The organism is Prevotella scopos JCM 17725 (assembly GCF_018127785.1).
Taxonomy (GTDB): domain Bacteria; phylum Bacteroidota; class Bacteroidia; order Bacteroidales; family Bacteroidaceae; genus Prevotella; species Prevotella scopos.
On the sequence record NZ_CP072390.1, the window covers coordinates 664,679 to 688,082 of the forward strand.

Annotated in this window: 16 protein-coding genes, 3 tRNA genes and 1 other RNA gene; 7 read left to right on the top strand and 13 right to left on the bottom strand. The window is 39.9% G+C overall.

The features are described 5' to 3' along the window. Positions 1-228 precede the first annotated feature (228 nt). On the bottom strand, positions 229-1,653 hold the full coding sequence (rlmD, locus tag J4856_RS08075; protein ID WP_025839042.1) for a 23S rRNA (uracil(1939)-C(5))-methyltransferase RlmD: 1,425 nt from the start codon (positions 1,651-1,653) through the stop codon (positions 229-231). Between the two features lie 203 nt (positions 1,654-1,856). On the opposite strand from rlmD, the gene ppdK reads away from it, so the two are divergent. Continuing rightward, complete coding sequence (gene ppdK / locus J4856_RS08080) at positions 1,857-4,583, top strand: pyruvate, phosphate dikinase (RefSeq protein WP_025839044.1); 2,727 nt, start codon at positions 1,857-1,859, stop codon at positions 4,581-4,583. Between the two features lie 1,040 nt (positions 4,584-5,623). On the opposite strand, the gene J4856_RS08085 is transcribed toward ppdK, so the two are convergent. The 3 genes from J4856_RS08085 to mnmL form a co-directional block, all read right to left on the bottom strand. Further along, a complete protein-coding gene (locus J4856_RS08085) occupies positions 5,624-6,796 on the bottom strand; it encodes a serine hydrolase domain-containing protein (protein ID WP_025839046.1) in 1,173 nt (390 codons plus the stop codon). Between the two features lie 724 nt (positions 6,797-7,520). Next, positions 7,521-10,109 (bottom strand): ATP-dependent chaperone ClpB, encoded by a 2,589-nt coding sequence (gene clpB, locus J4856_RS08090; RefSeq protein ID WP_025839049.1) that lies wholly within the window; start codon positions 10,107-10,109, stop codon positions 7,521-7,523. 538 nt (positions 10,110-10,647) lie between these two features. Next, complete coding sequence (gene mnmL / locus J4856_RS08095) at positions 10,648-11,559, bottom strand: tRNA modification radical SAM protein MnmL/YtqA (protein ID WP_025839052.1); 912 nt, start codon at positions 11,557-11,559, stop codon at positions 10,648-10,650. A gap of 55 nt (positions 11,560-11,614) precedes the next feature. Between mnmL and J4856_RS08100 the strand changes: the two genes are divergently transcribed. Continuing rightward, a complete protein-coding gene (locus J4856_RS08100) occupies positions 11,615-13,804 on the top strand; it encodes a S9 family peptidase (protein WP_025839054.1) in 2,190 nt (729 codons plus the stop codon). 218 nt (positions 13,805-14,022) lie between these two features. On the opposite strand, the gene J4856_RS08105 is transcribed toward J4856_RS08100, so the two are convergent. The 6 genes from J4856_RS08105 to J4856_RS08130 all read right to left on the bottom strand — a co-directional run bounded on the left by J4856_RS08105 (position 14,023) and on the right by J4856_RS08130 (position 19,062). Continuing rightward, positions 14,023-14,427, bottom strand: a complete 405-nt coding sequence (locus tag J4856_RS08105) for a PqqD family protein (protein ID WP_025839056.1) — start codon at positions 14,425-14,427, stop codon at positions 14,023-14,025. 43 nt (positions 14,428-14,470) lie between these two features. Then, the gene (locus J4856_RS08110) at positions 14,471-14,956 is read right to left on the bottom strand and encodes a S24/S26 family peptidase (RefSeq protein ID WP_025839057.1); all 486 of its coding nucleotides are present in this window, start codon (positions 14,954-14,956) and stop codon (positions 14,471-14,473) included. A 5-nt stretch (positions 14,957-14,961) separates the two neighbouring features. Continuing rightward, on the bottom strand, positions 14,962-15,849 hold the full coding sequence (locus tag J4856_RS08115; protein ID WP_025839059.1) for a hypothetical protein: 888 nt from the start codon (positions 15,847-15,849) through the stop codon (positions 14,962-14,964). 21 nt (positions 15,850-15,870) lie between these two features. Continuing rightward, positions 15,871-16,332, bottom strand: a complete 462-nt coding sequence (locus J4856_RS08120) for a hypothetical protein (RefSeq protein WP_025839061.1) — start codon at positions 16,330-16,332, stop codon at positions 15,871-15,873. Between the two features lie 28 nt (positions 16,333-16,360). Further along, positions 16,361-17,224, bottom strand: coding sequence for a sigma-70 family RNA polymerase sigma factor (locus tag J4856_RS08125; protein WP_025839063.1), 864 nt, complete (start codon positions 17,222-17,224; stop codon positions 16,361-16,363). A 371-nt stretch (positions 17,225-17,595) separates the two neighbouring features. Next, positions 17,596-19,062 (bottom strand): trypsin-like peptidase domain-containing protein, encoded by a 1,467-nt coding sequence (locus J4856_RS08130; protein ID WP_025839065.1) that lies wholly within the window; start codon positions 19,060-19,062, stop codon positions 17,596-17,598. A gap of 572 nt (positions 19,063-19,634) precedes the next feature. Between J4856_RS08130 and rnpB the strand changes: the two genes are divergently transcribed. The 5 genes from rnpB to J4856_RS08155 all read left to right on the top strand — a co-directional run bounded on the left by rnpB (position 19,635) and on the right by J4856_RS08155 (position 21,463). After that, positions 19,635-20,020, top strand: an RNA gene (gene rnpB / locus J4856_RS08135) — RNase P RNA component class A. Positions 20,021-20,129: 109 nt separating this feature from the next. After that, the gene (locus J4856_RS08140) at positions 20,130-20,558 is read left to right on the top strand and encodes a hypothetical protein (RefSeq protein ID WP_025839069.1); all 429 of its coding nucleotides are present in this window, start codon (positions 20,130-20,132) and stop codon (positions 20,556-20,558) included. A gap of 25 nt (positions 20,559-20,583) precedes the next feature. Further along, positions 20,584-20,991: a YkvA family protein gene (locus tag J4856_RS08145; RefSeq protein ID WP_025839070.1), complete on the top strand. Its 408-nt coding sequence runs from the start codon at positions 20,584-20,586 to the stop codon at positions 20,989-20,991. Positions 20,992-21,011: 20 nt separating this feature from the next. Continuing rightward, complete coding sequence (locus J4856_RS08150; protein WP_025839072.1) at positions 21,012-21,197, top strand: FeoB-associated Cys-rich membrane protein; 186 nt, start codon at positions 21,012-21,014, stop codon at positions 21,195-21,197. A gap of 195 nt (positions 21,198-21,392) precedes the next feature. Next, positions 21,393-21,463 (top strand) — tRNA-Cys (locus J4856_RS08155). A gap of 262 nt (positions 21,464-21,725) precedes the next feature. Here the strand turns inward: J4856_RS08155 and J4856_RS08160 are convergent. The 3 genes from J4856_RS08160 to J4856_RS08170 form a co-directional block, all read right to left on the bottom strand. Then, positions 21,726-21,807: transfer RNA gene (locus J4856_RS08160), tRNA-Tyr, on the bottom strand. A gap of 7 nt (positions 21,808-21,814) precedes the next feature. Then, positions 21,815-21,889: transfer RNA gene (locus J4856_RS08165), tRNA-Val, on the bottom strand. 193 nt (positions 21,890-22,082) lie between these two features. After that, positions 22,083-23,384 carry an NCS2 family permease gene (locus tag J4856_RS08170; protein ID WP_065367878.1) on the bottom strand — a complete coding sequence of 434 codons (1,302 nt, stop codon included), beginning with the start codon at positions 23,382-23,384 and terminating at the stop codon, positions 22,083-22,085. Positions 23,385-23,404 lie beyond the last annotated feature (20 nt).

The following is a 23,404-nucleotide window of genomic DNA, read 5'->3' on the forward strand; positions in this document are numbered from 1 at the left end:
AATGATAATATATTTAGGTAGATAACTCAACTTTTAATGATGCAAAGGTAGTATTTTATAGAATAATTGCAAAATATTATGCTGCTTTTGTCATGTGTTTTTCTTTGAAATGGTGGGACTGTAAGATGCATATGATATATTAAGGTGAATTTGCCTGCTAAATCAGTAATTAGCTGCATCATTCCATTTACTGATATAGCATGCAAATTTTATAATAGGACTTATTTTCTATCTTTTCTCCAATAGGACTACGTTCTCGACGTGTGGTGTATGTGGAAACATATCTACTGGTTGAACTGTAGTTACCTTATAGTCTGCGTCAAGGAGAGCTAGGTCGCGTGCCTGTGTTGCTGGATTGCAACTAACGTAAACAATTCGTTTTGGACTTGCTCCGAGGATAACGTTGATAACGTCTTGATGCATGCCAGCACGAGGAGGGTCAGTGATGATAACATCTGGACGTCCATGTTCGTGAATGAAATCTTCTGTCAAGATGTCTTTCATGTCACCTGCATAGAAGAGTGTGTTATTAATCTTATTAACCTCTGAGTTAACTTTGGCATCTTCGATAGCTTCAGGGACATATTCTATTCCTATGACTTTCTTTGCTTTTTTAGCGACGAAGTTGGCAATGGTTCCTGTTCCTGTGTAGAGGTCATATACGAGTTCGTTACCAGAAAGGTTTGCAAACTCGCGAGCAACAGCATAAAGATGATATGCTTGTTCTGTATTGGTTTGGTAGAAACTTTTTGGTCCCACTTTAAACTTTAACTCTTCCATGGTCTCAAAGATATGGTCATTGCCCTTGAAAAGAGTAAGTTCTAAGTCGTTAAAAGTGTCGTTACCTTTTTGATTATCAACATAGAAAAGAGATGTAATCTGTGGGAAACGGTCGGCAATATGCTGCATCAGTGCCTCAGCACGTTTGTCATCTCCCTCCTCATCATAGTGAAACTGAATGAGCACCATCCATTCACCAGTATTGGAGTTGCGAACCATGATGTCACGCAACAATCCATGTTGTGCACGGTTATCATAGAACTTCATTCCTATGTTGCGAGCGTAGTCGTAGATATCATTGCGAATCTCATTGCAAAGATTATCCATTAGCCAGCATTTCTTAATGGGATATATCTTATCGAAAGCACCAGTTATATGGAATCCAATGGCTCCTTCAGACAATCCAACACCTTCAGGTAACGCTTTCAGTTCTTCTTCTGTAAACCATCGTTTATTTGCACAGCCGAATTCGAGTTTGTTACGATATTCCTTTGTATGCACAGAACCCATTATCGGACGAAACTCAGGAAGCTCCACTTTTCCAATTCGGCTGAGTTGATCATAAACTTGTTGATGCTTTGCTTTGAGTTGTTCGTTATAAGGAAGATTTTGCCACTTACAACCGCCACAGATGCCAAAGTGTTCGCACATAGGTTCTACACGTATTGTACTTTTTTTTAGGAAACGGATGACAGTTGCTTCACAATAACTGCGTTTCTTCTTGCGTACTTGAAGATCAACAACATCTCCAGGTACGACAAAAGGAATAAATACAACTTTATCATCAACATGTGCAACACATTTACCTTCGGCTGCCACAGCTTCAATTGTGACATTCTCCAAAATGGGTAACGGCTTTCTTTTTCTACTCATAATCTGTTTTGTATTTCGGTGCAAAGTTACTAATTTTTTCTTGTTTGTAATCTTCTAAATAATTTTAATACCCTCTGTGTTCGCTAACAACTTGAAAATGTAAGGTGAAGATAGCAATTTTCACTGAAAAGTTTGTTGCTTTGCCTATTTATTGGTATATTTGCACTATAGAAATATCTAAAAATTATTATCATTTATAACTTATGAGCGAAAAGAGAGTTTATACCTTTGGTAATGGTAAGGCTGAAGGTAAGGCTGACATGAGAAATCTTCTTGGTGGCAAGGGTGCCAATCTTGCTGAGATGAATCTTATTGGTGTTCCTGTTCCTCCAGGATTTACAATTACCACAGATGTATGTACAGAGTATTACGAGAAGGGTAAAGAGACTGTAGTAAAGTTATTAAAAGCAGAAGTAGAAAATAGCGTTAAGCATGTAGAAAGCTTGATGAATTCTACTTTTGGAGATCCATCCAACCCTCTTTTGGTGAGTGTACGTTCAGGCGCTCGTGCTTCTATGCCAGGTATGATGGATACTATTCTAAACCTTGGTCTCAATGACACTGTTGTAGCAGGTTTAGTAAAGAAGACGGGTAATGAGCGTTTTGCTTATGATAGTTATCGTCGATTTGTACAGATGTATGGTGATGTTGTCCTTGGTATGAAACCAGTAAACAAGGAAGACATTGATCCATTCGAAGCCATTATCCAGAAGGTTAAGGCAGAACGTGGTGTGAAACTCGATAGTGATATGACTGTTGAGGATTTGAAACAACTCGTTGTTCTTTTCAAGAAGGCTATTAAGGATCAGACCGGTAAGGACTTCCCAGACGATCCAATGGAGCAGCTGTGGGGTGCTATTTGTGCAGTATTCGACTCATGGATGAATGAGCGCGCTATCCTTTATCGTAAGATGGAAGGAATCCCACAGGAATGGGGTACAGCAGTAACCGTTCAGGCAATGGTATTTGGTAATATGGGTGATTCATCTGCAACAGGTGTATGCTTCTCTCGTGATGCTGGTACTGGTGAGAACCTCTTCAATGGTGAGTATCTTATCAATGCACAGGGTGAAGATGTTGTAGCAGGTATTCGTACACCACAGCAGATTACTAAGGAAGGTTCACTTCGTTGGGCAGCTCAGCAGAATATTGATGAGGAGACTCGTGCAAATAAGTTCCCTTCTATGGAAGAAGCAATGCCAGAGTTGTACAAGCAGCTTTATGCACTTCAGGATAAGCTTGAGAAGCATTACCATGATATGCAAGACATGGAGTTCACTGTACAGGAAGGTAAGCTTTGGTTCCTCCAGACTCGTAATGGTAAGCGTACAGGTACTGCAATGGTTAAGATTGCTATGGATCTTCTCCATGAGGGTGAGATTGATGAGAAGACAGCGCTTATGCGTTGTGAGCCAAACAAGCTCGATGAACTTCTCCACCCAGTATTTGATAAGGAAGCATTGGCACAGGCTCATGTCTTAACACGTGGTTTGCCAGCTTCTCCTGGTGCTGCAAGCGGTCAGGTAGTATTCTTTGCTGATGACGCTACAAAGTGGCATGAGGATGGCCGTCAGGTTATCATGGTTCGTATTGAAACATCTCCAGAGGACCTCGCAGGTATGTCTGCTGCTGAGGGTATCTTGACAGCTCGTGGCGGTATGACTTCACACGCAGCCGTTGTGGCACGTGGTATGGGTAAGTGCTGTGTCAGTGGTGCTGGTGCTATCATGATCGACTATAAGACACGTACTTTAGAGATTGATGGAACAATTATCCGTGAGGGCGACTATATCTCATTGAATGGTTCAACAGGTGAGGTTTATCTTGGTGAGGTGAAGACTCGCCCTGCTGAGGTGACAGGTGACTTCGCTGAGCTGATGGATCTTTGTAAGAAGTATAGTAAGTTGGTTGTTCGTACCAACGCAGATACTCCACACGATGCAGAGGTAGCAAGTAACTTCGGTGCTGTTGGTATTGGTCTTTGCCGTACTGAGCACATGTTCTTTGAGAACGAGAAGATTAAGGCTATGCGTGAGATGATTCTCGCAAACAGCACAGAGGAGCGTGAGAAGGCTCTTGATAAGCTCTTGCCTTATCAGAAGCAGGATTTCTATGGTATCTTGAAATGTATGGACGGTATGCCAGTTAACATCCGTCTGCTCGATCCTCCTTTGCATGAGTTTGTTCCACACGATCTTAAGGGTCAGGAGGTAATGGCTGAGGAAATGGGTGTAAGCGTTCACTTTATCCAGAGCCGTGTAAGCGCACTTTCTGAGAGCAACCCAATGTTGGGTCTTCGTGGTTGTCGTTTGGGTAATACTTTCCCAGAGATTACTGCAATGCAGACCAAGGCTATCCTCGGTGCAGCTGTTCTGTTGAAGAAGGAAGGTTATAATCCTAAGCCTGAGATTATGGTACCATTGGTAGGTATTGTTAATGAGCTTGACATTCAGGAGAGCATCATTCGCAAGACTGCAAACAAACTCTTCAAGAAGGAAGGCGTTGAGGTTGAATTCAAGGTGGGTACGATGATTGAGATTCCTCGTGCTGCTTTGACAGCTGATGTTATTGCACAGAAGGCAGAATACTTTAGCTTCGGTACAAATGACTTGACTCAGATGACTTTCGGTTATAGTCGTGACGATATCGCAAGCTTCTTGCCAAGCTACTTGGAGAAGAAGATTCTGGATGTAGATCCATTCCAGGTTCTCGATCAGAAGGGTGTTGGTCAGCTTATAAAGATGGGTGTTGAGAAAGGACGTAATACTCGCAAGAACCTCAAGTGTGGTATCTGTGGTGAGCATGGTGGCGAACCAAGTTCTGTTAAGTTCTGCCATCGCGTAGGTCTTAATTATGTTAGCTGCTCTCCATTCCGTGTGCCTATCGCAAGACTCGCTGCGGCACAAGCAGCAGTGGAAGAAATGAAGTAATTTCTTAGAAATATATTTTTTAGGCGGTATACCATGTTTTTATGTAGGTATACCGCCTATTTTTATATTTTATAAATGTATACCAAAAGAGGTAGAGCCTTTACCTTTCGCTCTCACTTCTAATTTACTAAGTTCATTACAACAATCTTACTTTATACCAATATGCAATTTATTAAATCAGCGTTTATAGCACTTGCTTTGTTCTCTACGATAGGAGGAACGACTGCTTCTACAAAGAGAAATACGGATATTCAGTCTGGAACGGTTTACATTTGTACGGGTCCAAAGGCAAGAAAGTATCATTCAAGCCAAAATTGCCGTGGTCTTAATAGATGCTCTGGCAGTATAAAAAGCCTTTCTGTGAGTGCGGCAAAGTCAAAAGGCTTTAGTCCATGCAGGATTTGTTATAGATAGTTTGTTTATGAACTATGTTTTAATACACGGCAAGAAGTATGTAATATGCAGTCTTGAACCTTTATAGTTAAGTGTAAAGTAACGCTTTTTATATTCGTTCTCTACTATTTACAGCTTCTTTTTACTATGAGTAGAAGGCTCTTAGTGCTATACACTATGTTTTAATTTATGATAGAATCACTTTTACGTGAGAAGAAATATTAATCTTTCTAACGTAAGAGTTGGATGCGTCTAATAATTCTGTTTATATGTTGTTCTTTGAGTAATAAAAAGTTGTTAGCTCTTTTAAAAATGTAACGATATAACTATAGTATTTTTTATTTTATTTTGCTGTCACTTTTAACACTTCACGTAAACGTACTATAAATCAGAAGGTTATACGCTGTTCTTTTGTGACACGAGTGACAGGAACTTTCATGTTTAGGATTTCTTTTATTGTAGAAAATCAGAGATATTGGAATGAATGTGGGAAAGGCGTATTCTGAGGCGGACTCGTTTTTGACAGTAAGGATCTTATCCCAAGTTTAACTGGCAAAATTGTTTTTCATAAATTTTCGGGATATTTTGTGTAGTATTACTTGTCATTACCTACAAAATATATTCAGATTTTTAACTACTTATTTTGTTTAGAACAATTTGTCGCACAAGGAGTCGAAAAATGACATTTCCCATCCCATCCAATTGTAGTTGTTTCCTATTCGGACAATAATCACATTCTTCTTCTGATTAATATAAATGAATTGGTGTCCGACACCAAACGCATAAAAAGAAGAGTTATCGGCATTGTTATCGCGATACTGATGGTACCAGCAATAATGATAACCTTTATTCTCGGTAGTCTTTTCTAAGCTCTTGTCTATCCACTCCTTGCTGACAATTTGCTTCCCATTCCACGTACCACCATTCAAATATAATCTTCCTATTTTTGCAAGGTCATACACGTTTGTAGCAATACCTCCAAAGCCTTGTGTGTGATGATGCTTACGACTGTCTATTGTAACCCATGCATCGCGTTCCATACCTAATGGTTTCCATACCTTCTCACTCATATAGTTTGCATAGGTTTTACCCGTAGCTCGTTCAATAATCCAAGAGAGTAGAGCTGTTGTTAAACTGTTATATTCATATTTCTCGCCAGGCTGACTTTTGAACTTTATGTGTCGGAAAAGTCGGGTGAAGTCGTGCCCATATTGCAGTTGAGTTATCTTGAATATTTTAAATAAACCTTTTAGAGTCAATTCATAGTCCTCGTAAAAATCGAAACCAGCCTGCATATTCAGTAGGTGGACAATCCGTAACTTTTTGAATGTAGCATTGTATTGTGCCAATTCTGGAATATAATCAGTTACATAGTCGTCTACGCTCTTGATATAACCTTCGTCTACGGCAATACCACAAAGAAGCCCCGTCAACGATTTGGAAACAGAGAAAATGGTAGCATTCTTTCTTGGATAAAAAGGCTCTGTCCATTGGTCGTAAACAATACTGTCGTTATGAATAATAAGCAATTGCCCATCTTTTCCAAACCATTGCTCAACGAGTGAATCTATTCGCATCTCCTCTGCATTTCCTGCCTTTTTGTGAGTTATATGCATACTTCTATCTATGCAACGATGCGATGCAGCAAGTGGAAAATGAAACGGATTGTTTCCTTTGAAAATAGTGTCTCGTTCCAACTTCTGATATTCATATATATCCGGACCAGAAGGACCATCGAGTGTGAGTCCACGGAATACGCTGCAACTACTGAACAACAACATAGCTACAATAAATAGAACGTTATATGCTTTTGATGCCATAATGACAATGTATTTAAGTTTTATAGTACAAAGTTACAAAAAAATATTCGGCTCTATAACGAATCGTGTGGGTAATTAAGTTTAAGCTCCCCTGTTATGAAATAGACCATATACTTAAAGTTTTCTGTATTTACGAATCCCCTTGCCCTCCTTTTAAGAAGTTGCTTCTGATAGGCTCAAAGCCTGTGTAAATATCTCGGTACTATTCATAAGACAAAGGTAATATTCTTGTCTGAGTTTTCTATAATTACCCACACGATTCGTTATAGATCCATACTTGTTTATCAGCAGGTAGCCTAAAAATATAAAAACTATCACTTGAAATTCCAGAAGCCCCTTCTTTTATTGTAGAAAATCATAGATGATGGAATGAATGTGAGAAATAGCGTATTCTGAGACGGACTCGTTCTTGATAGTAAGGAGTTTGGAACTGTTTTCACAGTGACGGCACATCTTATTTTTTCTCCATAGTGTATGAGCCACAATAGCCCTTGTTATCATGTCATATCATCGTGCGGATACTCAGCACCAATGGTGCGGACAATGAACACCAACAGTGCGGACGGTTATGACACGTAAAATCACTAAAGATAAGAAAACTTGTTGATTACGAAGAAGCCTCAAGGAGAACAGAGGTTTACGTCATAAAAATCTACAGTAGTATCATTCGAAATTTCGGATGAAACAAAAAAGGAGTGTATCAAATGATACACTCCCTTTTATTTTAATTTCTGAATACTAAGCCCTCACCGAAGCTGTCGATGATGACAGGCTTGTCACATTTGACAGTTCCTGCAAGTAATGACTTACTAAGGTCATTCAATACGTAACGTTGGATAGCTCGTTTGACAGGGCGTGCGCCAAACTCTGGGTCATAACCCACGTCAGCAAGATAATTGATGGCTGGGTCTGTCCATTGAAGGTCAACACCTTGTGCCTTTAACATATCCTTAACTCTCTCCAGCTGTAGACGAACAACCTCACCAATCTGCTCTTTTGTCAAAGGCAAGAACATGATAGTCTCATCGATACGGTTGAGGAACTCTGGACGAATAGTCTTCTTCAGCATATCCATTACCGCAACTTTTGCCTTGTCGATTACTTCTTCACGGTTAGTATCGTTAAGATGTTCAAACTGTTGCTGGATATATTGTGAACCAAGATTTGATGTCATGATGATAATCGTATTCTTGAAGTTCACAATTCGTCCCTTATTATCTGTCAGATGACCATCGTCCAACACCTGCAAAAGAATGTTGAATACGTCTGGATGTGCCTTCTCAATCTCATCAAAGAGTACGACAGAGTAAGGCTTGCGGCGTACAGCCTCAGTAAACTGACCACCCTCATCATAGCCTACATATCCAGGAGGCGCACCGATGAGTCGAGTTACACTGAACTTCTCTTGATACTCACTCATATCAATTCGGGTCATCATAGACTCGTCATTGAAGAGATAATCAGCCAATGCCTTTGCCAACTCAGTCTTACCGGTACCCGTTGTACCTAAGAAGATGAAGGAAGCAATAGGCTTCTTTGGATCTTGCAATCCTGCACGTGAACGACGAACAGCATCTGCCACGGCAGTGATAGCCTCATCTTGTCCGATGACACGCTTGTGTAGTTCATCCTCTAAGTGGAGCAGTTTATCCTTCTCACTTTGTAACATTCGTGTGACAGGAATACCTGTCCAACGGCTCACAACCTCAGCGATATCATCTGCTGTAACCTCCTCGCGCACCATTGCTTGCCCATCTTGTGTCGCTTGCAACTGCTGTTGGATGTTCTTGATATCGTCTTCTAATTGCTTTAGTCGTGAGTATCTAATCTCGGCAACACGCTCGTAATTACCCTCACGCTCGGCACGGTCAGCCTCATACTTGAGCTGTTCAATCTCTTGTTTATCCTGCTGAATCTTATTCACCAGTCCACGTTCGCCTTCCCACTTAGCGCGGAAACCATGTTCCTGCTCTTTGAGTTCAGCAATCTCTTTGTCGAGTTGTGTAATCTTTTCTGTGTCGTTCTCGCGCTTGATAGCCTCACGCTCAATCTCAAGCTGCTTCAATCTACGACTGATTTCATCCAACTCCTCTGGTACAGAGTCACGTTCCATACGCAGTTTTGCAGCAGCCTCATCCATCAAGTCGATAGCTTTATCTGGCAAGAAACGGTCTGAGATATAACGCTCAGAAAGCTTAACAGCTGCGATACAAGCATCATCTTGGATACGTACCTTGTGATGATTCTCATAACGTTCCTTCAATCCACGAAGGATAGAGATAGCGTCCAATTCGTCTGGTTCATCTACCATAACTGTTTGGAAACGACGCTCAAGAGCCTTATCTTTCTCAAAATATTTCTGGTATTCATTCAATGTCGTTGCACCAATAGCTCTCAACTCGCCACGTGCCAAAGCTGGTTTCAAAATGTTTGCAGCATCCATGGCACCTTCGCCACCACCTGCGCCAACCAATGTGTGAATCTCATCAATGAAGAGAATGATGTTACCATCAGCCTGCATTACTTCCTTAACCACACTCTTAAGTCGCTCCTCGAACTCACCTTTATACTTAGCACCAGCCAACATTGCACCCATATCCAATGAGTAGAGTTGCTTGTCCTTTAAGTTTTCTGGCACATCACCACGAACGATTCTCTCTGCTAACCCCTCAACGATAGCTGTCTTACCAGTACCTGGCTCACCAATGAGAATAGGGTTATTCTTTGTACGACGAGATAGAATCTGTAATACTCTACGAATCTCTTCATCACGACCAATCACTGGGTCGAGTTTTCCTGCACGTGCATCCTCGATAAGGTTGCGCGCATACTTTTGTAATGACTGATAGTTCTCGTCACCACTTTGCGACTGTACCTTCTGACCTTGTCTAAGATCATTGATAGCAGCTGTCATTTCCTTCTCGGTACAACCCGCATCTTTCAATATACGGCTTGCGGTTGAGTTCACTGCAAGTAGGGCGAGTAGCATCGGTTCGATACTAACGAAGTCATCACCCATCTTCTGGGAGGTCTCTACTGTACGCTGCATCACCTGATTGGTTTCAGAAGAGAGGTAGGGTTCACCACCAGATACTTTTGGTAAGTGGCTCATCTCATTCTGAATGGCAGTCTCTACAGCTTGTGCATTGACGCCAATTTTCTGGAAGACGTAATTTATTACGTCCTTTCCTTTATCCATTACACCAACTAATATGTGTACTGGCTCAATGGTCTGCTGTCCATTTCGCTGTGCAATGTTTATCGCACTCTGAACAGCTTCTTGTGCTTTGATTGTAAATTTCTCAAATGTCATATTCAAATCTCCTTCCTATAGTTCCTTTACCTTTATAATAGGCTTCGGAATTTGTTTTTATTTTTTGTTTCTGTTGCCTATATCTCAAATCTTGTGCCTATATTATGTAGGTGACAAAGTGGCATCTGTTGTGGACAGAATGGCAGTCTTTGGTTTCATGGAAAGGTAGGGTGGGGAACGTAGGAAAATAATTTTTACGCTCAGCTCTTTTGCTGTTTTAGGTAGATAAACTCACAGATATAGATGCTAATGCCCCAAAGAATGTAGAAAATTCTTTCATAAGGCATAGTCGATTGTGGCATCCAAAGATAAATGTAGTAGAGTAAGGCTAAGGAGGAAGTAGCTAAAAAGATGTATTTTCGTTTCTTGTTTCCTCCGAATATTGAGAATGAAATTATAAAACTAATAACATAGAGCAAGGTGCTATAAAGGTATAGTATACCTGTTCCCACATCGTGACCATTCCTGAAGGTGTTCTGTACAAAACTTACTCCAAGAATATAGATTACAGTGAAAACAGATATTGATACAGTCTTATTCATTTGTCTGATTGAACTTTATTATTCAACTTTTCTTTCATATAGTTATGAAGGCGATGTGTAAACTCATAGTTCTTCAGTCCCCACTTTGGAGCGATGAGGAGGTCGGGAGGACTCTGGCTGACAAAGCGTTCGAGTACTAGGTCGGGGCGGAGAAGGCTAATGTAATCTGCTATGAGTTTGATAAACTCTTCAACCGTATAAAGGTGAAATGACTTTTCAGCGTACATCTTTGCAAGACGTGTTCCACGGATAATCTGTAACTGATGAATCTTCAATGTTGTCAAGGGAAGAGAAGAGATGATAGGTGCTTGTCTTAAACTCTCTTTTGCATCCTCACCAGGTAGTCCGAGGATGATATGTGCACCGACACGAATACCACGTCGGGCAGTCTCTTCAATAGCTTTGCGAGCACAGGCAAAGTCATGCCCACGATTAACCAGTCGTAATGTTTCATCATTGCAGGTTTCCACACCATACTCAACGATGAGGAATGTGCGGCGATTCAGCTCCTCAAAGTAATCTAAGAGGTCGTCATTAATGCAGTCGGGACGTGTACCGATAACTAGTCCAACCACATCCTCCACGGCAAGTGCTTCCTCATAGAGCTTCTTTATGTGGTCGTTAGTGCCGTATGTGTTTGTATAGGCTTGAAAATAAGCAAGATATTTCATCTCAGGGTATTTCCCAGAGAAGAATCTTTTGCCGTCTTCAAGCTGTTGAGTAACGCTTTTCCCATTATCACAATAGGCAGGATTAAAGGTTTGATTATTGCAGTAGATGCAACCACCACGCCCTATTCTTCCGTCTCGGTTAGGACAGGTAAAGCCTGCGTTAACCGATATCTTCTGTACTTTGTAAGGGAACTGAGAGCGTAGCCAGTTCCCGAAGTCGCAATAATATTGTTCCATTCCTTTGCAAATTTACAGAATATTTTATATTTTTGTGCAGTTAAAACTTGAATTTATGAAACGTATATTATTTCTTTGTGTATCAATGCTAACCGCATTTCATTTGATGGCAGGAGAACCTATTTCTTTGAAAGACATTACGAATGGCACTTTTGCTGCTAAGCGTATCTCGGGGGTTAATCCTTTGGAAGGAACTTCTGAGTTTGCTCAAATATCATCTGATGCCCGTCAGGTGGTAAAGTATTCTTTTAAGACGGGTAACTCCACTGGGGTTATCTTTGACCTTGCTGATGCTAAGGGTGAGCAATTAAAGTCATTCGATGATTATCAGATTTCAAATGATGGCAACCGACTACTTTTGCAAACGAATACGAATCGTATTTATAGACGTTCGTTCACAGCTAATTTCTATCTTTATGATGTTAAAACGAAGCAATTAAAGAAACTCTCAAAAGCTGGTGCTGAGCAGATTCCTACTTTCTCACCTGATGGCCGATATATTGCTTATGTCAATCAGAATAACATCTATATTACAGATGGTGAGAACGTAAAACAAGTTACTACGGATGGTGAATTCAATAAAATTATCAATGGTTTACCAGATTGGGTGAATGAAGAAGAGTTTGGTTTTAATAATGCACTTGCTTGGAGTGCAGATAGTAAGACATTAAGCTGGATTAAGTATGATGAAAGTCAGGTAAAGACTTATACACTACAGTTCTACAAAGGTTCGCACCCAACATTTGAGCAGTTCGCTATCTATCCAGGTGATTATAATTACAAGTATCCAAAGGCTGGTGAGGCTAACTCAAAAGTGAGTGCGTGGTCTTATAATCTGAGTGATGGTAAAGTACGCAAGTATGATTTACCATTGGCTGCGGATGGTTATATTCCACGTATCAAGCAGACCTTCGATGCAAATAGAATTATCCTTTACACAATGAATCGCCATCAGGACGAGTTGAATCTTTATGCGGCTAACCCTCTTACAGGTGCTTGTAAATTGCTGATTAAAGAGAGTGTTCCAAAGTATGTAAAGGAGGAAGCAATGGAGGGTATTCGAATTATGAAAGATCAGATTCTTGTTCCTTCAGACCGTGATGGTTATATGCACCTTTATTTATATAATAAGGATGGTAAGCTTTTACGTCAGATTGATAAGGGGAACTATGATGTAACAGAAATCTACGGTTATGATGAGAAGACGGGAAATACCTACTTCCAAGCAGCTGCACGTAAGCCAATGCAGCGTGAGATATATGTTGCAGATAAGTCAGGTAAGTTGACTTGCCTTTCTGCTCGTGCGGGATGGAATGTTGCTTCATTCTCTGGTGATTATAAGTATTTCCTCAATACATGGAGTGATAGCAACCACCCATACGTATTTGCTATCTATGATAACAAAGGTAAAGAGATACGTGAGGTGCTTAATAATAATGAACTGCAAGCAAAGTTGGCAAAGTATGGCAACACTGGAGTTGAATTCTTTACATTTACAACTTCTGAGGGTGTGAAACTTAATGGTTGGATGGTGAAGCCAGCGGACTTTGATGCTTCAAAGAAGTATCCTGTTATTATGCATCAGTATAGTGGTCCGGGCAGTCAGCAGGTTGTAGATAACTGGAGTGTTGGTTCTATGGGTAGTGGTGCGATGTATGACTATTACTTGACACAGAAGGGTTATATTGTTGTTACCATAGATGGACGTGGAACTGGTGCCCGTGGTGCGGCATTCGAGAAGTGCACTTATCTGAGACTTGGCGACTTAGAATCAAAAGATCAGGTTGAAGCTGCTTTGTGGTTGGGTAAGCAAAGTTATGTTGATGCTTCACGTATAGGTATCTGGGGATGGAGTTTCGGTGGTTTCAACACATTGATGAGTATGAGTGAGGGACGTAATGCTTTTAAAGCAGGTGTGGCAATTGCTCCACCAACAAATTGGCGCTATTATGATTCTGTTTATACAGAGCGATATATGCGTACACCACAAGAGAATGCCGAAGGGTATGCTATCAATCCTATAAAGCGTGCAGAGAATCTTTATGGTAAACTTTTAATCTGCCATGGTCTGACTGATGACAATGTTCATCCGCAGAATGCTTTTGAGTACTCTGAAGCATTAATACAGGCTGATAAGGACTTTAAGGAGAATCTTTATACCAATCGTAACCATGGCATCTATGGTGGTAACACACGTAATCATTTGTTGCGCCAAGTAGCTGAATGGTTTATCGAAAATCTTTAATGAGCTTCAGTAATGAGGCTATATTGTCTAGCTATCGATACATCTCAGTGTTACTATCTTTTTATAACGAGAAGAAAGTGGTTTGTTAAGAAGATGATGGGAATTCTATTTAATCGATACGTCTAACTGTCTTAAATAGTTCCTATAAAAAACTCGGATACTGATTATAATAATTCAGTGTCCGAGTTTTTTATGTATGATTCTCTTTTAAACTGCTATTATCCAAAAAGACGCTTAAAGAAACTTTTCTTCTTAGGCTTTTCTTCTTTTGTTTCAGTGTTGTTCAGTGTGTCGTTTGCTACTTTACTAGCCTCCTCTTTGTCTGGTGTTGAGTCATCTTCTGGAATGTCATCACCTTCAATAATACCAGCAGTCCCCCATTGAGCAGCAAGCATTGAAGCATCCTTACGAGCTGTATCCTTATCAATTTCATACTCATTGCAGATTAAATCTACAAGCGTATCTATTGTAAAGGAATCCATCTTTTGTACTTCTTCCCACAAGTATGCTGAACTTTCGTTCATTGATATGATATTGCTGAAGTCAATATTCTCATCTCCTTCTGCAACGATGATATGCTCTCCGCATACTTCACGGAGGTTAAAGCCTTTCTTTACTTTCATTCTTATTGATAGTTTATATAATAATCATTCTTTTAATGTCTCATTAAATCGGTCCAAAGATAGGAATCCAAATACGTCTATAAAAGCCTAATAAATATCTTCTGACAGGAAGAAGTCGAATCCAAAAAAAGCTATATAGCTTCCATTTTCGACAATCTGTGGTATCCATATCCTTCCGACCTTTTCGATAAAAGCCAATAACTGCACCTACAATGTTTTCTTTTTTGCAATGTTCAACTTTAAGATTGCCGTCACCACGTAAGGTGATGTTGTCGCCGTCAATTCTGTCTATGCGATGTAAGACAAAATGATTTGGTGAGATCTCTGCTAAGACAGGGTCGCCAACCTTTATAGTTGAGGGTTTCACGAGCAATGCTTTATCGCGGTCGTTCTCGAGAAAGGGTCGCATGGAGTATCCACGAAGGCGTAATGTTACAGTATGACCTTCATTCAATATCTTGACAACTTCTGGTAAGAACTCTGCATTTGCAAACTGAATTTCAGAAGTAGTAAGTGTAGTCTTTGACATAAGTCTTATCTTTTCGTTACAGTTTCGTAACAAATCTCTGCTGCTTCCTGATTAGGTAAGCAATGTAACGTAAATATTCTTCCTGCCTCAACAATCTTTGTTATGGTGTCGCAAACGCCATTATAGATGTCTGAATCCCATTTCATACTTGAACAAGAAGGCAAGAGAGATGCAAAAGCAGCAATCGGATTTGGCTTTTCAACAGAGTTTGTAGTTGCACGGTCAATACGTGTGATAGCTCCTAAGCGTGCTTTAATATTACGATAGCATGGCGTCTTACCGCTCCATGGACTACCATAAATCCAAGTCTCACCATCTATAATTCTTACGATAGGATTATCATCATTCATGAGGTCGCAACCTGGAATATAACGTAACCACATGCTAACTTGTGTAGATTTTCCTGTGCCACTCTTAGCAATGAATGCATAACCATAACCATTGTTTCGAACAAGAGAAGCATGGATTAGCAATGTCTTTTTATGTGCACCCGCAAAAGCGAAAATAAGCATCAGTGCGTTATTCAAGCCAAAGGTACGCATGTTTCTGTTGCCGTTGAGCGCACATCGACATTCAGAGAAGTCCTTGTTGCCCTGTAACATACAACAATCAGCACCATTGATGTCTTTGATTATATACTGATAACTGCCATCATCAACACGGTCAACAATGGTATCACCATTTCCTGTATCAAAAGCACGAATACGTTGTCTTCTTTCCTTAGGAATTGGTCGCAATGTATCATCAACTGTTAATCTAAAAAACAGATTCTTTGACGCATCTTTGATTCTGAATGGTTCAAATGAGTTTAACAAGTGCATTCCGTTGACACTTGTCTCACGGAATATAATCTGTATGTCAAAGTCAGCAATCCTGAAGTTATGTATTCCCATCTTTACTTTCTATGCTTACTTTTACTTAAGATTGGCTTGTGGCTTCACTTGTGTCTCTTCATTTGAAATAAAATTGTCAGGTGTTATAGTCTTATAGTTGAACTCTGCATCAGAGATAAACTTTACCTCATATTTCTTCTTACTCTTTTCGTATCTATTTTTCAGCGTCGTGAACTGCTTCATTGCCTTAGATTCATTCTCAGCATACAATGTAACGCATGTTGGAAAGCTTTCAAGACCATTGGTTTGAAGATAATTGCGTAATTGATATGAGTAGTCCTCACGATTCGCAAGGAATTTTGTGCGGTCGTTTGCAAGGTATGCATCTACTTTTTGAATGTTGGTCATATAAACCGTTGAATCATTAAAAGATGCAGCAAAACCGAACATATATACCTTTGCAGGCTTGTATCCTTTTGCGTTACTACTATTTACCCATCCAAGCAGAAGTACTGCTATGATTAATACCTGACGTAATTTCATCTTGAATTATTATCTTACTATTTTATAGTTATTGTCCTAAATAAGCCTTCAGAACCTTACTATTGGTCTGCTGGCGTAGGCGCCTTATTGCCTTTTCCTTAATCTGTCTTACCCGTTCACGCGTGAGATTGTATTTACTTCCAATCTCTTCCAAGGTCATTTCACGTTGGTTTATTCCAAAGTATGCCTCTACAACTACCTTCTCTCTCTCTTCGAGAATCTGTAAGGCTCTACCTATTTCCTCGCGTAGGCTCTCTTCAACCAACTCTTTGTCAGTAGATGGTGTGTTATCATTAGGAATGACATCTAACAAGCTACTTTGTTCATCGTCATAGAATGGTGCATCTACCGAAATATGACGCGAGTTAACTTTCATTGCATCAATGATCTTGTCTTCTGGAATATCCGTGTTCTGTGCAATCTCATCAATGCTTGGGCGACGCTCGTACTCTTGTTCGAACTGTGTCAAAATCTTATTAATTTTGTTGACAGAACTAACTTGATTTAGTGGTAGTCTAATGATACGACTTTGTTCGGCTATAGCTTGCAGGATGCTTTGTCTTATCCACCATACAGCGTATGAGATAAACTTGAAGCCACGCGTTTCATCAAACTTTTCTGCAGCCTTTATGAGTCCTACATTGCCCTCGTTTATTAGGTCGGGTAGGGAGAGCCCCTGGTTTTGATATTGCTTTGCAACAGAGACAACGAAACGTAGGTTGGCTTTAGTTAAGCGTTCTAACGCCTTTCGATCACCGTTTCTAATTTTCTGAGCGAGTTCGACTTCTTCCTCAATACTAATCATTTCTTCGTGACCTATTTCCTGCAGATACTTGTCAAGAGAAGCACTCTCTCGATTCGTAATCGATTTTGTGATTTTCAACTGTCTCATGTGCTTAGCATTATTTAAAGTGATGGCAAATTTACGCAAAATCAATGAGTTAAACAAATAAAAGAGTAAAAAACTCACCTAAGAATCTTGAATGTATCTATGTTATTTTTCTAGTCGGTAATTTTTCGTTTGTTACTTGTTGATTACCAGTAACTTTATTTGGTTCCGTTTGTTGTGTTTTCCAAATTTATTTAATAGAGATTATTTTGTGTGATTTGATGAGACTGAAGTATGATTTTAAAGGCGTTTTGTGACCTGTTCGGAGAATAAGCTGTTTGGCTATATACAAAAATAAACTCCCCCATCCTTGTTTATTAAACAAAAATGGGGGAGTCCTTAATGGTAGCTATTCAGCTGAAAGCTATTTGATATTAGTCAGCAAGTGGAATAGCGAAATAAGCCTTCTTGCCAGTTGGGTATATACCTTGAACGTAGAGTACAGGATCTTTGCTGGTTGATGCCTTCTTAACGATGTTTTGTAAGTCATCAATGTTCTTCACCATGTTTTCATTTACATTCTGAATGATAAATCCGCGACTGATTCCTGCAGTCTTCAAAGCACCATTGTTAACTTTTAATACTTCCAAGCCATAGCTGATATTTAACTGCTTTTTAAGCTCATTTTGTACTGGACGGAACTGTCCACCAAGGATGTCAATGTCAGCCTGCTCAATTACTTTTGTCGTACCCTGGGCATTCTTCAGTGTGATAGTCTTTGAAACTTCCTTCTTGTTACGGATGTAGGTCACTGTTGCCTTGTCGCCAGGACGCTTGCTGTTGAGTGCTTGCTGAAGTTCAGACATGCGTGTTACCTTTTGTCCGTCAAACTTAGTGATAACATCACCCTTTGTCAGACCTAAGGCTGCACCATTGCCATCCTCAGACACTTCGTTTACATAAACACCTGCGTTTGTACCGAGGTCAACGTTTTTACCCTCTTCCTTCTGTGTGTTGATGTAATTCAGGACATCACCACCTTGGATGCCGAGCATTACACGTTGTACGCTACCATACTTCTTAATATCATCAACAACTTTGTTCATGATGGAAGTTGGAATAGCAAAGCCATAACCGCTGTATGCACCCGTCTGTGAATAGAGCATAGCGTTGATACCAACCAGCTCACCCTGTGTATTTACCAATGCACCACCAGAGTTACCCTGATTGATGGCTGCGTCAGTCTGGATAAAGCTCTCGATACCATTGCGTGTAGCACCCAAGCCACGTGACTTTGCACTTACGATGCCGGCTGTTACAGTATTGTTGAGGTTGTATGGGTTACCTACAGCAATTACCCATTCTCCTACCTTCAACTTGTCGGAGTCGCCAATAGGAAGGGTAGGGAGGTTCGTTGCATTGACTTTCAAAAGAGCAAGGTCTGTCTGTTTGTCAGTTCCAACGATGCGTGCAGAGAACTCACGATTGTCATTCAGTGTGATTGTTAATTCATCGGCACCCTCAACAACGTGATTATTTGTTACGATATAACCATCAGATGAAATGATAACACCGCTACCTGTAGCCTCCTTCTTAGGCGTCTGAACCTGTTGACGACGTGAACCATTACCTTGGTTAGGATTTCCAAAGAAACCAAATGGGTCAAAAAATCCACCAAATGGGTCATCTTGTACATCCACCATCTGTGTCTTAGAATTCTGGACATACTTGATGTGAACAACAGCAGGAAGTGCTTTCTCTGCTGCGTAAGTGAGATCAACAGGCTGACCAGGAGTTGCAGCTGGTGCTTCAGCTGCATAAACTTTGATGAAAGCGCCAGTAGAAAAAGCTAGGGCAGTAACACATGCTGCACCAACCAAAAACTTTGATAAATTCTTCATATTCTTAATTATTTGTACGTTAAATACATTTATAGGTGTCAAGTCGTCATTAATAAAATGTCTTGTTGACAGGATTGTTATTGCAAATATAAGTGCAAAAATCGTAAAACCGACATTTTGTCATATATCTTTATCCGATTTTAACAATTGAATTTTAATCCTTAACGGCTATTAATCTGAAACGATTAAGATTTAGCATTTGTTCGATTTTAATATTTGTTTTGTTTGTATTCTGCTTATTTTCCTTTCTTAAATTTATAAAATGAAATAATCAAACATATTTCTATTCGTGAAGATATGAGTAATATGTTATTTATTGGAACCATATGTTTGCTTGCTTTTAATTGTGATAGCTCATTTAGCAATTAGATGGTTCTTATTTTAGAAGGTTTAATTTCCTTTTTATGAAAAGGCTCACACAGTTTTAATATTCTTCTAAAAATGGATATCTTTACACTTCTTGTATTGGTAATAATATGTTTTCTTTTTAAAGTTCTCATACGCCCTGTTTAGATAATCATTGAAATATTTTGGCTTTTCCATGTTTTCCATTATCTTTGCATTCAAATAAGGCAGTGTTCCGGCTCTGTCGCTGGCATCTTGAATGGGTGCGAGAGGAAAGTCCGGGCAGCATAGGGCATCCTGCTTCCGAAAATAGAAGCTATTGGTGACAGTAGATGTAGGCAGAAGAAAATAACCGCCATATAGCAATGTATGGTAAGGATGAGAAGGTGGTGTAAGAGACTACCAGCAGGCGGGTGATCGTCTGGCTGTGCCGTTCAGGAGCTGCAAGTTCATGTAAACCGTTGTTTGAGGGTAGCCCGCCCAAGCGTAAGCACAACGGAGGGTAGAATGCTTTAATTGTAGGGTAACTTGCAATATAGATAAATGACAGGCATCTTCCTATTATCGAAAGATGAGGAAGAAACAGAACCCGGCTTATAGGAACACTGTTTTATTTTTCTTTCATACTCGCTCATCTTATCGTGTTCTAGTTGGAATACCGAGGAAGAATGTATTGAAGAGTTGAGATATGATGGCTACTAATATAGAAGACTTGTTTATTTATGAAAGATTTAGAAGAGCATTATGTAACTGTGTTGGACGATTTCCAACATACAGTTGAAAATAAAATAAGAAACCATAAAAACGATGCTGGTTTCCCTCAGTTACCTGCTAATATTAGCGAAGATGATCTTGCGGATTACCTCTTTGACTATCAGGCAGCTTTAGATAGTGAGGGTACAGAACGTTCTCGTTATACGATAGCAGGCTTTCTTCTCTGTCTGCCTATTTTAATTATGTCAGCTTTCCCAGACGATTCACTTCCTTTCGAAGGAATAATGAATGTGTTGGCAGCGATAGGAGTTGGGTTGATACTCTTCTTTCTTTACAGAGTAATCATGAAGATCGTGGTTAAGAAGAAGATTCGTCAAGCTAATCAGGATTATCCTGAGGTAAAGAATTATGTGGACCATGTAATGGCTTTCAAATAACTTTTATTTATAATTTTATAGTAGAATGGAATTACCTGATTTTCAGAAATACAAAGATAAGTTTACTCAGCAGGATTTTTCAGACAAAATACAACGCATCGCAAAACGCGCTGGTGCTAAGTTGATATATGTAGCATTACTTTTGTATTATTTGATGCAAAGTGACAAGGTGTCGTTTAAAGACAAGGCTATTATTGTGGGTGCGTTGGGTTACCTAATCTCGCCACTTGATGCTGTGCCAGATGCTATTCCTATAGCAGGGCTTGCAGATGATCTTGGTGTTCTGCTTTATGCATTAAATAAGGTGTGGACATCTGTTGATGATAATATGAAGAAGCAGGCACGTGAGAAATTGTCAAAGTGGTTTGATGACGATGAGATAAACGTAGCAGAGGATCTTTTCACAGAAGATACTACTGATACACCAGTATAAGATTTAGGAAGGAGGGTTTTATGTGGCAATATATTGTAATAGCAGTTATACTTATATCTGCTATAGGCTACGTACTTTATCGTATGTGGCAATCTTTCCGTGCAGCGAAAGACCCTTGTCATGGATGTGCAGGTTGTGCTTTACATGATAAGTTGAAAGAGAAACAAAAGAAGAATGGGTATAAGAAGCCTGTCTGTTTCAAATAGAAACAAGGAAGATTTTTGTCAATTAGTCTCTTTAAGTCATATCTTTTTCTTATGTTTCACAAAACATCTTGAGTTTTTTCTTATAAAGTAGCTTCCCAAATGTTTATTGAAAAAAGTTTCTTATTTGTTTGGCTGAACCGAATTAATTGATTATCTTTGCACTCGCAAATCGCAATAATGATTTGTTTATAAAATGGTGCTTGGGCCGGGAGGTTAGGCAATGGTCTGCAAAACCATGTAGAGCGGTTCGATTCCGCTAGGCACCTCAAAGGACTCTCAATGTTGAGGGTCCTTTTTTGTTGCTTCATCCAAATAAGATAATAATCACTTATTATAAATGACAGGAACTTTTCCTACTGAACCTCATTTATTTGATTGCTTACTAGTTCTGTCCGGAGCTTCCGGACAGTTGTTCCGAAGCCTTCGAACACTTTGTCCGGAGTGTCCGGACAGTTTGGGTTTGTGTCTTTCTTGTATAATAGAAATATAAAGCAAAAGAGTTGTAATCAAATGATTACAACTCTTTTGTGGGTAGTGATGGATTCGAACCACCGAAGCTAGAAGCAGCAGATTTACAGTCTGCCCCATTTGGCCACTCTGGAAACTACCCAAGGTAGTGGGCGTTGACGGATTCGAACCGCCGACCCTCTGCTTGTAAGGCAGATGCTCTAAACCAGCTGAGCTAAACGCCCTTACTTTTCGTAAGCGGTTGCAAAAGTAGTCATTTTATTTTAACTGTGCAAACTTTATCATGTTTTTTTGCTCTTTTTCTTTCAATGCCGATGATGTGTTACGATTGGGTATGAAATCTCATGATTATAAAAAACTCCCTATGAACCACTTGATGTGATGATTCATAGGGGTGATGATTTATTATATGCGTATTTAGCTTTTGACGAAGTTCAAGATAAATAGGACGGCGAGTACAATAAGTGTCCAGTTCAGATCTTTCCACTGACGTGTGAAAGTCTTCATGAAGACGTAAGCGAGGATTCCCAAACAGATACCATCAGCAATAGAATAACAAAGCACCATTGTAATCATTGTGATAAAGGCTGGGAATGATTCTGTTATATCTTGAAGATTGATTTTCTTTACAGAGTCAATCATTAATACACCAACCATTACCAATGCACCACTAGTAGCCGCACTTGGGATAAGTAGGAAGATAGGAGAGAGGAAGAGGGCAACGATGAAGAAGATACCAACGGTAAAAGCTGTTACACCAGAGCGGCCACCTTCTGCAATACCACTGGCACTCTCTACGTATGTTGTAAGTGTTGAACTTCCTAACATTGCACCGCAAGTTGTACCGATTGCATCGCTCATCATAGCCTCTTTTACATGAGGGATATTGCCATTTGGCTCTACAATACCTGTCTTGTCAGCTAAGCCCATCAATGTACCGATTGTGTCAAAGATGTTAATCAAAAGAAGAGAGAATACGACCAACACAGTCTTCAGATTCATTAGTCCAGAGAAGTCAAACTTGCAGAAGATAGGAGTGATATCTTGTGGTGCTGATACAGGCATCCAACTGTCAGGAATTACCGTAACTCCCATTGGAATGCCAATGATAGTGGTGATGATAATTCCCCAGAAAAGAGAGCCCTTTACATTTCTTGCCATTAATGCTCCACTTAGAAGAATAGCTATAATACCGAGGATGCAGGTAGGAGTGAATGCGCCAAGTCCGACGAGAGTTGCTTGGTTGTCAACGATAATATCAGCGTTTTTCAAACCAATAAAAGCAATAAACATACCGATACCAGCTGATATGGCATAGCGTAGATTTGTCGGGATAGCGTTGAGAATCATCTCACGAACATTGAAAAATGTAATAATGATAAAGAGAATACCCTCAATTAGCATGATGGCTAGAGACTGCTGCCATGTAAACTTCAATGACACACAGAGCGTATAAGCAAAGAAGGCATTCAGCCCCATAGAAGGTGCCTGTGCAAAAGGCAGCTTCGCCATGAACGCTAAAAGTAAAGTTGCGATAGCAGCAGCAAGAGCAGTGCCTGTGAAGAGTGCTCCCTTATCCATTCCCGTTGTGGTAAGAATAGCAGGATTTACAGCTAAGATGTAGCTCATCGTTAAGAATGTTGTTGCTCCAGCAATAATCTCAGTGCGGAGCTTCATAGATTTGGAATCAAATCCTAGGGCTTTTTCTAAGAAAGTCATCATTGTCTTAAGGTTTAAAA

What these genes read in the sequence shown, in the direction of transcription:
- J4856_RS08130 (WP_025839065.1), bottom strand. Translation starts at nt 19,062, where the DNA reads ATGAAGAATTTATCAAAGTTTTTGGTTGGTGCAGCATGTGTTACTGCC.
- J4856_RS08145 (WP_025839070.1), top strand. Translation starts at nt 20,584, where the DNA reads ATGGAATTACCTGATTTTCAGAAATACAAAGATAAGTTTACTCAGCAG.
- mnmL (WP_025839052.1), bottom strand. Translation starts at nt 11,559, where the DNA reads ATGGAACAATATTATTGCGACTTCGGGAACTGGCTACGCTCTCAGTTC.
- J4856_RS08110 (WP_025839057.1), bottom strand. Translation starts at nt 14,956, where the DNA reads ATGTCAAAGACTACACTTACTACTTCTGAAATTCAGTTTGCAAATGCA.
- ppdK (WP_025839044.1), top strand. Translation starts at nt 1,857, where the DNA reads ATGAGCGAAAAGAGAGTTTATACCTTTGGTAATGGTAAGGCTGAAGGT.
- J4856_RS08105 (WP_025839056.1), bottom strand. Translation starts at nt 14,427, where the DNA reads ATGAAAGTAAAGAAAGGCTTTAACCTCCGTGAAGTATGCGGAGAGCAT.
- J4856_RS08115 (WP_025839059.1), bottom strand. Translation starts at nt 15,849, where the DNA reads ATGGGAATACATAACTTCAGGATTGCTGACTTTGACATACAGATTATA.
- J4856_RS08150 (WP_025839072.1), top strand. Translation starts at nt 21,012, where the DNA reads ATGTGGCAATATATTGTAATAGCAGTTATACTTATATCTGCTATAGGC.
- rlmD (WP_025839042.1), bottom strand. Translation starts at nt 1,653, where the DNA reads ATGAGTAGAAAAAGAAAGCCGTTACCCATTTTGGAGAATGTCACAATT.
- J4856_RS08140 (WP_025839069.1), top strand. Translation starts at nt 20,130, where the DNA reads ATGAAAGATTTAGAAGAGCATTATGTAACTGTGTTGGACGATTTCCAA.
- J4856_RS08120 (WP_025839061.1), bottom strand. Translation starts at nt 16,332, where the DNA reads ATGAAATTACGTCAGGTATTAATCATAGCAGTACTTCTGCTTGGATGG.
- J4856_RS08100 (WP_025839054.1), top strand. Translation starts at nt 11,615, where the DNA reads ATGAAACGTATATTATTTCTTTGTGTATCAATGCTAACCGCATTTCAT.
- clpB (WP_025839049.1), bottom strand. Translation starts at nt 10,109, where the DNA reads ATGACATTTGAGAAATTTACAATCAAAGCACAAGAAGCTGTTCAGAGT.
- J4856_RS08125 (WP_025839063.1), bottom strand. Translation starts at nt 17,224, where the DNA reads ATGAGACAGTTGAAAATCACAAAATCGATTACGAATCGAGAGAGTGCT.
- J4856_RS08085 (WP_025839046.1), bottom strand. Translation starts at nt 6,796, where the DNA reads ATGGCATCAAAAGCATATAACGTTCTATTTATTGTAGCTATGTTGTTG.
- J4856_RS08170 (WP_065367878.1), bottom strand. Translation starts at nt 23,384, where the DNA reads ATGACTTTCTTAGAAAAAGCCCTAGGATTTGATTCCAAATCTATGAAG.